At 66.4% G+C, this 12,431-nt stretch carries 11 protein-coding genes; all 11 read left to right on the top strand.

Translation table 11 applies throughout. From position 1 onward, the window contains the following. Window positions 1-3: 3 nt before the first annotated feature. The 11 genes from D0Y85_RS06525 (at window position 4) to lpxA (ending at window position 12,417) form a co-directional block, all read left to right on the top strand. Window positions 4-1,542, top strand: a complete 1,539-nt coding sequence (locus D0Y85_RS06525) for a GGDEF domain-containing protein (RefSeq protein ID WP_117309904.1) — start codon at window positions 4-6, stop codon at window positions 1,540-1,542. Window positions 1,543-1,661: 119 nt separating this feature from the next. Next, on the top strand, window positions 1,662-2,390 hold the full coding sequence (gene pyrH, locus D0Y85_RS06520; RefSeq protein WP_025877663.1) for a UMP kinase: 729 nt from the start codon (window positions 1,662-1,664) through the stop codon (window positions 2,388-2,390). Between the two features lie 97 nt (window positions 2,391-2,487). Beyond that, window positions 2,488-3,042, top strand: coding sequence for a ribosome recycling factor (gene frr, locus D0Y85_RS06515; protein WP_049465365.1), 555 nt, complete (start codon window positions 2,488-2,490; stop codon window positions 3,040-3,042). 5 nt (window positions 3,043-3,047) lie between these two features. Further along, on the top strand, window positions 3,048-3,815 hold the full coding sequence (gene uppS, locus D0Y85_RS06510; protein ID WP_117309903.1) for a polyprenyl diphosphate synthase: 768 nt from the start codon (window positions 3,048-3,050) through the stop codon (window positions 3,813-3,815). Then, a complete protein-coding gene (locus D0Y85_RS06505; protein WP_117309902.1) occupies window positions 3,812-4,648 on the top strand; it encodes a phosphatidate cytidylyltransferase in 837 nt (278 codons plus the stop codon). Before uppS ends, D0Y85_RS06505 begins: the two co-directional genes overlap by 4 nt. 2 nt (window positions 4,649-4,650) lie before the next feature. Continuing rightward, entirely contained in the window at window positions 4,651-5,841 is a 1,191-nt protein-coding gene (gene dxr / locus D0Y85_RS06500; protein WP_117309901.1) for a 1-deoxy-D-xylulose-5-phosphate reductoisomerase, read from the top strand. 55 nt (window positions 5,842-5,896) lie between these two features. Next, window positions 5,897-7,255 carry an RIP metalloprotease RseP gene (gene rseP / locus D0Y85_RS06495; RefSeq protein ID WP_117309900.1) on the top strand — a complete coding sequence of 453 codons (1,359 nt, stop codon included), beginning with the start codon at window positions 5,897-5,899 and terminating at the stop codon, window positions 7,253-7,255. Window positions 7,256-7,329: 74 nt separating this feature from the next. After that, complete coding sequence (bamA, locus tag D0Y85_RS06490; RefSeq protein WP_117309899.1) at window positions 7,330-9,693, top strand: outer membrane protein assembly factor BamA; 2,364 nt, start codon at window positions 7,330-7,332, stop codon at window positions 9,691-9,693. A 438-nt stretch (window positions 9,694-10,131) separates the two neighbouring features. Continuing rightward, entirely contained in the window at window positions 10,132-11,154 is a 1,023-nt protein-coding gene (lpxD, locus tag D0Y85_RS06485; protein ID WP_117309898.1) for a UDP-3-O-(3-hydroxymyristoyl)glucosamine N-acyltransferase, read from the top strand. After that, a complete protein-coding gene (gene fabZ / locus D0Y85_RS06480; protein WP_117309897.1) occupies window positions 11,151-11,606 on the top strand; it encodes a 3-hydroxyacyl-ACP dehydratase FabZ in 456 nt (151 codons plus the stop codon). Before lpxD ends, fabZ begins: the two co-directional genes overlap by 4 nt. Window positions 11,607-11,625: 19 nt before the next feature. Continuing rightward, window positions 11,626-12,417: an acyl-ACP--UDP-N-acetylglucosamine O-acyltransferase gene (gene lpxA, locus D0Y85_RS06475; RefSeq protein ID WP_117309896.1), complete on the top strand. Its 792-nt coding sequence runs from the start codon at window positions 11,626-11,628 to the stop codon at window positions 12,415-12,417. Window positions 12,418-12,431: the final 14 nt, after the last annotated feature.

The following is a 12,431-nucleotide window of genomic DNA, read 5'->3' as shown; positions in this document are numbered from 1 at the left end:
GACATGCCTCCCGAGCTGACAGCTGCCCTGGCGCTTTGCCGCAACCTCCCTTCGCCGCCCGGTATTGCCCTGCGCATCATCGAACTGGCCCAGGACCCGGAAGCGGACATCGCAACCGCTGCGGACATCATCGCCATCGACATGGCGCTGAGTGCCCGCATGCTGCGTATCGCCAATTCACCGCTGTATGCCAGCCGGCGCCGGATCGAGAACCTCGGCCAGGCGCTGACCATGCTCGGGCTGAACGCCACGATCAGCCTCGCTCTGGGCTTCACTGTCACCCAGGGCCTGACCGGCAACGGCGGCGCCGACCATGACCTGCGCCAACGCGCCTGGAAGCGCAGCATTCTCAGCGCACTGGCCGCCAGCCAGCTCGGCCAGGCGCGCGGCCTGCGCCGCCTGGAAGAACTGATGCTGGCCGGGCTGCTGCAGGACATGGGAGTGCTGTGCCTGGCCCAGGCCGAATCCGACCGCTACCTGCCGCTGCTGCGTGAAGCGCGCGACAACCCCGACCTGATCGCGCGCGAGCGCCAGGAACTGGGCTGCAGCCACGCCGACGTCGGCGCATGGGTGGCCGAGGAGTGGGGCCTGCCGCGCTACCTGGTGGACAGCATCCGCCACAGCGAAGACGAGGGCACCGCCGAGAATCCGTTCCAGGCCTGCGTGCAGCTGTCTGGGGCCGTTGCCGACATCTGGCTGGATGAAGACGCCGATGCCGCACGCGAACGCGCCCTGCAGCAGGTCCATGACCACCTGCAGATGGACAGCGCCCGCTTCGACCAGGTGCTGGCGCGGATCAGCGAAGCGCTGCCCGACATCGCCAGCCTGTTCGAGAACGGCCTGAACTCGCCGGCACGGGTGCGTGAGCTGATCGACCACGCCCAAGAGCTGGCCACCCTGCGCAATCTGCGCGAACTGCAGGATGCCGACCAGGCCCGGCGCCGCGCCGATGAATTCGAGGCCCGCGCCAAGCGACTGGCCGACCAGGCCCATCGCGATGCCTTGACCGGTGTCCTCAACCGCCGCCAGCTCGAAGCCGTGCTTGAAGAGGAATTCCTGCGCGCCGGCCGCCATGGTTGGCCGCTGTCGGTGGCCTTCATCGACCTGGATGACTTCAAGAAGATCAACGATGCGCACGGCCACCTGACCGGCGACGAGGTGCTGCGCGCCTTTGCCGGCAAACTGCAGGGGCAGCTGCGCAACAGCGACACCGTGGCCCGTTTCGGCGGAGAGGAGTTTGTCGCACTGCTGCCCAATACCAGCGAATCGGTGGCCCTGGACGTGATCCGCCGGGTGCTGGCGAACATCGTCGCCACCCCGATGGCGGAACTGGAAGGTGGCCCGCTGTTCATCACCTTCTCGGCCGGCGTGGCCACCCAGGGCGGCTACGAGCGCTTTGCCGGCGTGCAGGACCTGCTGCGCGCGGCAGATGACGTGCTCTACCGCTCCAAGAACCTGGGCCGCAACCGGGTCATCGCACGCTCTCCCGGCGAACTGGGGCATCATGAACTGTCTGCCACTGCTGGCGCCGAGCTGGGCTGAATGGTACGCCCCGGATGGACGGGGCATACCGGTATTTTGCGCCGCAGTGCACAAAACGCTTTGGCCACGCGCCGCTTGCGCGTAGAATCGCCCGCGATTTCCACGCACCCGAGGTCCCTATGTCCAAGCTCGCCTATCGCCGCATCCTGTTGAAACTTTCCGGGGAGGCGCTGATGGGAGATGAGGACTACGGCATCGACCCCAAGATCATCAACCGCCTGGCCCGTGAAGTCGTCGAAGCCCAGCAGGCCGGCGCCGAAGTCGCCCTGGTCATCGGCGGTGGCAACATCTTCCGCGGTGCGGGCCTGGCCGCTGGCGGCATGGACCGGGTCACCGGCGACCAGATGGGCATGCTGGCCACGGTCATCAACGCGCTGGCCATGCAGGATGCGCTGGAAAAAGTGGGCGCCAAGGCCCGCGTGATGAGCGCGATCAAGATCAACGACGTGTGCGAGGACTACATCCGCCGCCGCGCCATCCGCCATCTGGAAAAGGGCCGCCTGGTGATCTTTGCCGCTGGCGTGGGCAGCCCGTTCTTCACCACCGACTCCGGCGCGGCCCTGCGCGCGATCGAGATCGGCGCCGACCTGCTGCTGAAGGCAACCAAGGTCGATGGCGTGTACGACAAGGATCCGAACAAGTACAGCGACGCTGTCCGCTTCGACAGCCTGAGCTACGACGAAGTGATCCGCCGCGGCCTGGAAGTCATGGATACCGCCGCCTTCGCCCTGGCGCGCGACAGCGACCTGCCGATGCGCGTGTTCGACATGGGCCAGCCCGGCGAACTGCTGAAGATCCTGCACGGCGAGAACATCGGCACCCTCGTGCAGGGCCGCGACCCGGCCTGAGACTGAGCGCAAGGCGACCTCCGGGCCGATTCAGGCCCGGCGGCGTCCCGTATTCGCCTATAATCGCCCGATTCCAGTTACATCCAGGACCCTGGCGATGCTCAACGACATCAAGAACAACGCGCAGACGCGCATGGCCAAGAGCATCGACGCTCTTAAGCACACCCTCACCTCGATCCGCACCGGTCGCGCCACGCCGGCCCTGCTGGACCGTGTCACGGTCAATGCTTACGGCAACGCCAGCACCCCGCTGAACCAGGTTGCGTCGATCTCCAACGCCGATGCCCACTCCCTGCTGGTCACGCCCTTCGACAAGAGCATGATCAAGGAGATCGAAAAGGGCCTGTACAACATCGAGCTGACCCCGAACACCATCGGCACCTCGATCCGCGTCAACCTGCCGCCGCCGACCGAAGAGCGCCGCAAGGAACTGGCCAAGCAGGTCCAGAAGGAAGGCGAAGGCGCCAAGATCGCCATCCGCAACATCCGCCAGGACGCGAACAAGGAGATCGCCAAGCTGCTGAAGGACAAGGCGATCAGCGAAGACGACAAGAAGCGCGGCGAAGACGATATCCAGAAGCTGACCGACAGCAACATCAAGGATGTCGATAAAGTCGTCGCCGACAAGGAAAAGGAACTGATGTCGGTCTGAAGTCGATGCCTTCAGTCCCGCCTCCCCTGCCGGCCGCCCTGCCGCGCCACGTTGCCATCATCATGGATGGCAATGGGCGTTGGGCACAGCTGCGCCGCCGACCCCGCGTGATCGGCCATCGCGCCGGTGCGCGTGCGGTCAACCGCACCATCGAACGCTGCCTGGAACTGGGTATCCCGGCGCTGACCCTGTTCGCGTTCTCCAGCGAGAACTGGGGCCGGCCGCAGGAAGAAGTCGATGCCTTGATGAAGCTGTTCCTGGGCGCGCTCGACCGCGAAGTGGATGAGCTGCATCGGCGTGGCGTACGCGTGCGCTTCATCGGCGAACGCGAGCGCTTCGGCGCCGGACTGGTCAGCCGCATGCAGCTGGCCGAACAGCGCACCGCCGACAACAGCGCCCTGACCCTGTCGATCGCCGCCAGCTATGGTGGCCGCCAGGACATCGCCCGTGCCGCACGCGCACTGGCCGCTGAAGTGGCCGCCGGCCGCCTGCTGCCCGAGCAGATCGACGAATCCCTGCTGGGGCGACAGGTGGCGCTGGCCGACCTGCCGCCACCGGACCTGTTCATCCGCACCGGCGGTGATACCCGCATCAGCAACTTCCTGCTGTGGCAGCTGGCGTATACCGAGCTGTGGTTCACCGAAGCACTGTGGCCGGATTTCGATGCCGCGCAGCTGCAGCTGGCGCTGGATGCCTACGCCAGCCGCGAGCGCCGCTTCGGCCTGACCAGCGCCCAGATCGCCGCCCTGGCCACCGAGACGTCCAGCCCATGACCAAGACCCGAGTCCTCGCCGCGCTGATCATGGCGCCGGTCGCCATTGCGGCGATCCTGTTGCTGCCGACGCAATGGCTGGCCGCCGCGGCCGCAGCCGTGCTGCTGATCGGCCTGTGGGAGTGGCTGAAGCTGGCCGATGTCGAAGACACCCTCGCCCGCACCGTGCTGCTGGTCCTCAACCTGGTGCTGATGGTGCTGCTGGTGTGGGCCGATGCCGGCACCCTGGTGCTGTTCCAGATCGCGACCCTGGTGGGCGTGGCCTGGTGGCTGGGCGCGCTGGTGTGGCTGCGCTTCTTCAACTTCGGCGCACAGCCCGGCAGCCCGGCGCGCATCCTCAAGCTGCTGGCCGGCACCCTGGCCATCGTGCCGGCGTGGGCCGCACTGGTACTGATCCATGCCGGCGGCGACCCGCCCGGCCATCAGGGCCACCTGTGGCTGCTGGCCGCGCTGGCGCTGGTCTGGGCCGCTGATTCGGGTGCCTACTTTGCTGGCCGTCACTTCGGCAAGCACAAGCTGGCACCGCGGATCAGCCCGAACAAGACCTGGGAAGGCCTGGTCGGCGGGCTGATCGCCGGCGTTGCGGTGGCCGTCGGCCTGGGCTGGCTGGCTGGCATCGATGCGGCGCACCTGCCTGGCCTGCTGGTCACCGCGGTGGTGGCCGTATTCGCCTCGGTACTGGGCGACCTGTTCGAAAGCCTGATCAAGCGCCACGCCGGCGCCAAGGATTCAGGCCACCTGATCCCCGGCCACGGCGGCGTGCTCGACCGCGTCGACGGCGTGCTGGCGGCCATCCCGGTGTTCGCACTGGGCAAGGAAATCTTCGGGTTCTGACCATGGAAGCTGCTGCAGACCTGCGCCGGGTCGCCGTGTTCGGCGCCACCGGCTCGATTGGTGCCTCTACGCTTGACGTGATCGCCCGCCATCCCCTGCGGTACCAGTCCACCGTGCTCGCCGCCGGCCGCCAGGTACAGGCGCTGCTGGCCCTGTGCCGGCAGCACCGGCCCGCGCATGCGGTGATCGCCGATGAAACCCTGTATGCCGAACTGCGCGACGGCCTGCGCGACGCGGGCCTGGCCACCCAGGCCCACGCCGGCCATGCCGCGCTGGACCAGCTGGCGGCCAGCGACGCCTGCGACACCGTGGTTGCCGCGATCGTCGGCGCCGCCGGCCTGTCCTCGACCCTGGCCGCCGCTGCGGCAGGCAAGCGCATCCTGCTGGCCAACAAGGAATCGCTGGTATTGGCCGGCGAACTGCTGACCCGCACCGCCGAACGTGCCGGCGCCGAGATCATCCCGATCGACAGCGAGCACAGCGCGATCTTCCAGTGCCTGCGCTCACGTGATGCCAGCCTCGACGGTGCCGGCGTGCGCCGCATCCTGCTGACCGCCTCCGGTGGCCCCTTCCGCGGGCGCAGCCGCGCCGAACTGCAGCAGGTCACCCCGGCCCAGGCCGTGGCGCATCCGAAATGGTCGATGGGGCCGAAGATCTCGGTCGATTCGGCGACGTTGATGAACAAGGGCCTGGAAGTGATCGAGGCCCACCATCTGTTCGGCATTCCCGGCGAGCGCATCGAGGTGCTGGTGCACCCGCAGAGCCTGGTGCATTCGCTGGTCGAGTTCGTTGACGGCTCCACGCTGGCGCAGATGGGCCTGCCGGACATGCGCACCACGCTTGCCGTGGGCCTGGGCTGGCCGCAACGGATCGAGTCGGGCGTGTCCGGGCTGGACCTGCTCACCCAGGGCCGGCTGGATTTCGAGGCCCCCGACAGCGACGCCTTCCCCTGCCTGGCCCTGGCATGGCAGGCGATGCGCGCCGGTGGCACTGCCCCGGCGGTGCTGAACGCTGCCAACGAAGAGGCTGTTTCAGCGTTTCTTCAGGGCCGCATAGGCTTCCTGACCATTCCTGCGCTGGTTGCTAACGCTCTTTCAACACTGCCGACCGAACCAGCCGATACACTTGAGGTTCTGTTGTCCGCCGACCTGCGGGCCCGCCAGCTGACCCTGAACGCCATCGCCGCCAACTGAACAGCGCACCCATCCCGTATGACGCCGCCGCCCGTGTCCGCCAATGTGAACCTGCATGACTGACTTCATCGGATCGGTCTGGTGGATGATCGTCAGCCTCGGGCTGCTGGTCACCTTCCACGAATTCGGGCATTACTGGGTCGGCCGGCTGTGCGGGGTCAAGGTGCTGCGCTTCTCGGTCGGCTTTGGCCGTCCGCTGTGGTCGCGCCGCGACCGCCATGGCACCGAGTTCGCCATCGCCGCCATCCCGCTGGGCGGCTATGTGAAATTCCTCGACGAACGCGAAGTCGAGGTCCATCCGCACGAGCGCGGCCAGGCCTTCAACCACAAGACCGTGTGGCAGCGCATCGCCATCGTCGCGGCCGGCCCGATCGCCAACCTGCTGCTGTGCATCCTGCTGCTGTGGGCGATGTTCGTGATCGGCAAGCAGGACTATTCGGCAACCGTCGGCCGCGCTACCGGCATGGCCGCCACGGCCGGGCTCGGCAGTGGTGACCGCCTGCTGCGCGTGGACGGCCGCGATGTGATCACTCTGGGAGAGGCCAGCATGGCCCTTACCGCCGCAGCGATGGACCGTCGCGATGTGACCCTGGAGGTGCTCGACCCCGCGGACCAGCTGCGCTCACGCACCCTGCCGCTGTCGCAGCTGCCGGCCGGCTTCGATGAACGCCGGGTTCCGATCCTGGCCGGCGTGTACTGGCGTGCGTGGCTGCAGCCGCCGCTGGTGGACACCATCGTGAAGGGTTCGGCCGCAGAGGGCCACCTGCAGACCGGCGATCTGATCGTGGCGATCGACGGCCAGCGCATCGACAGCGTCGAGCAGGCCATCAGCGAAGTGGGCAGCCTCGGTCGCCGCGGTGGCCCGGCGATGATCGAAGTGCTGCGTGGCGGCGAGCGCCTGGCGCTGGAGATCACCCCCCGCCAGGGCAAGGACGGCAAGGGCCAGCCCACCTGGCAGATCGGCGCGGGCTTTGCCGAGCGCTACAGCCCCGCCTACGACACCCTGCTCAAGTTCGGCCCTCTGCAGTCGGTCACCGTAGCGGTGCGTGAAACCGGCAGGATGGCCGCCGACTCATTGGCCATGATGGGCCGGATCGTGACCGGCAAAGCCTCGCTGCAGAACGTTTCCGGCCCGGTCACCATTGCCCGGGTCGCCAATATTTCGGCCAAACGTGGCGTGGACTGGTTCATCCAGTTCCTCGCCCTGCTGTCGCTGAGCCTGTGCATCATCAACCTGCTGCCGATCCCCATCTTGGACGGCGGCCACCTGCTGTATTACCTTATCGAGTTGGTCAAGGGCAGCCCGCTGAGCGAGCGTGCCGTCGCCGCCGGCCAATACATCGGCCTGGCGTTGCTGGCCGGGCTGATGGGATTGGCGTTCTACAACGACATCCTCGGCCTGGTCCCGCGATGAACTTTTCCATGTTTTTGCCGTCTACAGCGTCGGCATCCCTTACCAATGCAATCGACCTTCCTACCGGACGTGACATGACGCGACTCCCCAATCGCCGCCTGCTGGCCCTCGCCCTCGCCGCCGTCACCGGCGCTCCCGCCCTGGCCCAGGCAGCCGAGCCCTTCACTGTCAGCGACATCCGCGTCGACGGCCTGCAGCGCATCAGCTCCGGTACGGTGTTCACCTACCTGCCGGTCGAGCGTGGCGAGACGGTCACCGACAGCAAGGTCGGCGAGACCATCCGCGCCCTGTACAAGACCGGCTTCTTCGAAGACGTGCAGCTGGATCGCCAGGGCAGCATCCTGGTGGTGACCGTCAAGGAACGTCCGGCGATCAACAAGCTGACCGTCACCGGCAACAAGGACATCAAGTCCGACCAGCTGCTCAAGGGCCTGTCGGACATCGGCCTGACCGAAGGCGGCACCTTCGATCGCCTGAGTCTGGATCGGGTGACCCAGGAACTTCGCCGCCAGTACAACGATCGTGGCAAGTACACCGTCGACATCACCCCGACGGTGAGCCCGCTGGACCGCAACCGCGTCGACATCGCCATCGCCATCAAGGAAGGCAAGGCAGCCAAGATCCGCCACGTCAACATCGTCGGCACCGAGAAGTTCGAGAGCAAGGACATCCTGGAATACTGGGAGTCCAAGGAGCACAACTGGGCGTCGTGGTACCGCCGTGACGACCAGTACTCCAAGGAAAAGCTGTCCGGCGACCTGGAAAAGCTCAACTCCTGGTACCTGGACCGCGGCTATGTCGACTTCAGCATCGACTCGACGCAGGTGTCGATCAGCCCCGACAAGCGCGACATGTTCATCACCGCCGGCGTGACCGAAGGTGACCAGTACAAGATCTCCGAGATCAAGGTCAGCGGCGATACGATCCTGCCGCAGGAAGACGTCGAGCGCATGGTCGTGCAGAAGTCCGGCGACACGTTCTCGCGTGCCCTGCTGGAATTCAGCTCCGACGCGATCACCAACTCGCTGTCCAACATCGGTTACGCCTTCGCCAAGGTGAACCCGATTCCGACCACCAACCGCGCCGAGCAGACTGTAGCGGTGAACATGCAGGTCGTGCCGGGCCCGCGCGTGACGGTCCGCCGCATCATCTTCAAGGGCAATACCCGCACCTCCGACGAGGTGATGCGCCGCGAAATGCGCCAGTTCGAGAACAGCTGGTACTCGCAGGCGGCGATCGACCGTTCCAAGATCCGCCTGCAGCGCCTGGGCTACTTCGAGGCGGTGGAAGTGGAGACCCCGGCTGTCAGCGGCAGCAACGACCAGGTCGACGTCGTCTACAACGTCAAGGAAACCACCTCGGGCAGCTTCGTGTTCGGTTTGGGCTATTCGCAGTCCTACGGCATGACCACCTCGGTGCAGCTGTCGCAGAACAACTTCCTGGGTGGCGGCAACCGCGTGTCGGTCGAAGCTTCGCGCAGCAGCTACCTGCAGCGCTACGGCTTCAGCTACACCAACCCGTACTTCACCGATGACGGCGTTTCGCTGGGCTACAACCTGTCCTGGCGCGAGCTGGACTACTCCGACTTCAATACCGCGCAGTACAACAGCACCAACGGTTCGGCGCAGGTGGTGTTCGGCGTACCGATCACCGAGACCGACACCGTTTCGCTGATGTTCGGCATCGACAGCAACCAGATCACCACCTACGCGGGCTCGACCCCGAAGTCGATCATCGATTACATCGATGCCGTCGGCAGCCGCACCTTCCATGCGTGGCGCACCGAGCTGGGCTGGGCCCGCGACTCGCGCAACGACTACTTCATGCCGACCCGCGGTACCTACCAGCGCGTGGGCCTGGAAACCACCCTGCCCGGTTCGACCATCGAGTACTACAAGCTGAACTACCAGATCAGCAAGTACTGGCCGATCATCCCCTCGCTGGTGATCAACACCCGCGCCGAAATCGGCTACGGCGATGCCTACGGCAACGACAAGACCCGCGTGATCGACAACGGCGACGGTACCACCCGTACCGTCACTGCGTCGGGCCTGCCGTTCTACGAGAACTTCTACGCCGGTGGCACCAACTCGGTGCGTGGCTTCGAGGACAACACCCTCGGCCCGCGCGAAGTCACCAGCGGTTACCCGGACGGCCAGCCGCTGGGTGGTTCGCTGAAGACCGTCGGTTCGGTCGAAGCCTACTTCCCGCGCCTGTTCGACAGCCCGTCGGCCCGTGTGTCGGCCTTCGTGGACTTCGGCAACGTCTACAACGGCACCGACAACTTCAAGGCCAACGAGCTGCGCGTCTCCACCGGTGTGGCCCTGCTGTGGCGCGCCCCGGTCGGCCCGATCTCGATCAGCTATGCGTTCCCGCTGAAGAAGAAGGACGGCGACGAGATCGAACGTCTGCAATTTACGTTTGGTGGCCAGTTCTAACTGGCCCCAAACGTTCCCACGGTTTGCGATGCAAACCGCGGGGCCTATCCTGCTCCCTATCCCCGCGCCGTTGGCGCGCCCCCCTTAACAAAGGGGGCTCTCCACCAGACGGGGTACGAATCGCCGGGCTCTGCCCGGCGTTTTCGTTTTCGGGCGCCCGCGCGGGCGCGGCAGCCGAACTGCTTTTGATTTTTTCTGCTTTTCCGTGGCTGGCACTCGCGCCAGACCGTCGAAGGGCGGATGGGTGGGGCCCGCGAGGGTGTGAGCCGCATGGATGCGGCGACCAAGGCTACAGGGACGTACTTGCGCCGTCCCTCGCGGGCCCCACCCGTCCGACCCGGCCCTCGGGCCTCACTCTGCCAGCCACGAGGGGCCCCGCCGTTGGCCGCAGAACCGCTCCCGCATGACCGCGATGGCGTCACACGTTAAACTCCCGCCGTGAATACTCCTACCTACACCGCCCAGCAACTCGCCGATCAGTTCGGCCTGCAGGTCCATGGCGACCCAGGCACCGCCATCCATGGCGTGGCCACCCTCGCCCATGCCGGTGCCGGCCAGCTGACCTTCCTTGCCAATCCGCGCTACCGCGCCCAGCTGGCAGACAGCCAGGCCGGCATCGTAGTGCTGCGCGCCGAGGATGCCGACGCGGCTCCCGGCACCGCGCTGGTTGCCAAGGACCCCTACACCACCTTTGCCAAGATCGGCGCGCTGTTCGACATCGCCCCGACCCGCCCGCCCGGCATCCATCCCAGCGCGGTGATCGATCCGCAGGCACAGGTCGCCGCCAGTGCCCACATCGGCCCGTTCGTCACCATCGGCGCACGCAGCGTCATCGGCGAGAACTGCATCATCGGCGCCGGCAGCATCATCGGCGAAGACTGCACCCTCGACAGCGGCTGCGAACTGATCGCCCGCGTCACCCTGGTCACCCGCGTCAAGCTGGGCAAGCGCGTGCGCATCCATCCCGGCGCCGTGCTGGGCGCCGATGGCTTCGGCCTGGCCATGGACGCTGGCAAATGGATCAAGGTGCCGCAGCTTGGCGGCGTGCGCATCGGCGACGACTGCGAGATCGGCGCCAACACCTGTGTCGACCGTGGCGCGCTGGAAGACACCGTGCTGGCCGAGGACGTCCGCCTGGACAACCTGGTGCAGATCGCACACAACGTGCAGATCGGCGCCCACTCGGCCATCGCCGGCTGCACCGGCATTGCCGGCAGCGCCAAGATAGGCCGCTACTGCCTGCTCGGCGGCGCCGTCGGCGTCGTCGGTCATCTCGAAATCTGCGACAAGGTCGTGATCACCGGCAAATCGGTGGTCCGCAACTCCATCACCGAGCCGGGCGAGTATTCCTCCGGCACGCCCCTGACCGACAACCGCACGTGGCGCAAGAATGCCGCGCGCTTCAAGCAGCTCGATGCACTGGCCCGTCGCATCCTGTCTGTGAGCAAGGAGAAAGAATGAGCCACACCCAGACCCTGCCGGACATGGCGCAGATCCAGACGCTGCTTCCGCACCGCTACCCGTTCCTGCTGGTGGACAAGGTGGTGTCGATCGACTACGAGAAGCGCACGATCGTCGCGACCAAGAACGTCAGCATCAACGAGCCGTTCTTCCAGGGCCACTTCCCGGGCCAGCCGATCATGCCCGGCGTGCTGATCATCGAAGCCATGGCCCAGGCCGGTGGCGTGCTGACCCAGTTGACGCTTGGCCGCGATGCGCAGTCCAAGCTGTTCTACATGGTCAAGGTCGACAAGGCCCGCTTCACCAAGCAGGTGGTGCCCGGTGACGTGCTGGTGATGCACGTGGAGATCAAGCGCGTGATCCGCAACATGGCCGTGTACGACTGTGTGGCCAAGGTCGACGGCGAAGTCGTCGCCTGCGCAGAGGTGCTGTGCGCCGGCACCCGCGAATGACCCTGGCTGGAGGCCCGAAATGAGCGACAACGCCCCCCTGATCCACCCCACTGCCGTGATCGATCCGTCGGCGCGCCTGGCCGACGATGTCCGCGTGGGCGCGTTCACGATCATCGGGCCGGACGTCGAGATCGGTGCCGGCACCGAGGTCGGTCCGCATTGCAGCGTCCATGGCCCGACCCGGATCGGCCGCGACAACCGTTTCATCGGCCATGTCGCGGTCGGCGGCGAACCGCAGGACAAGAAGTTCGGTGGTGAACGCACCGAACTGGTGATCGGCGACCGCAACGTGTTCCGCGAGTTCGTCACTCTCAACCGGGGCACTGGCGGCGGCGGTGGCATCACCACCATCGGCGATGACAACTGGATGCTGGCCTATACGCACGTGGCCCACGATTGCCACGTCGGCAACTTCTGCGTCTTCTCCAACAACACCACGCTGGCCGGGCACGTGACCGTGGGTGACTACGTGATCATCAGCGGCTTTGCCGGTGCGCACCAGTTCTGCCGCATCGGTGCGCATGCCTTCCTCGGCATGGGCGCACTGACCAATGGCGACGTGCCCCCGTTCACCATGGTCGGCACCGACTCGCTGGGCCGCCCGCGCGGCATCAACAGCGAGGGCCTCAAGCGTCGCGGCTTCGATCCCGAACGCATCACCGCCATCAAGCGTGCCTACCGCACGCTGTACGTGGCGGGCCTGCCGCTGGCCGAAGCCAAGGCACAGCTGGCCGAGCAGGCGCGCGACAGCGACGACGTCAAGTCGATGCTGGACTTCATCGAACATACCGAGAGGCACCTGCTGCGATGAGCAGCGCGACCGGC

It is taken from the genome of Stenotrophomonas sp. G4 (genome assembly GCF_003428825.1).
Classification (GTDB): domain Bacteria; phylum Pseudomonadota; class Gammaproteobacteria; order Xanthomonadales; family Xanthomonadaceae; genus Stenotrophomonas; species Stenotrophomonas indicatrix.
This window is presented reverse-complemented; position numbering and strand designations above follow the sequence as displayed.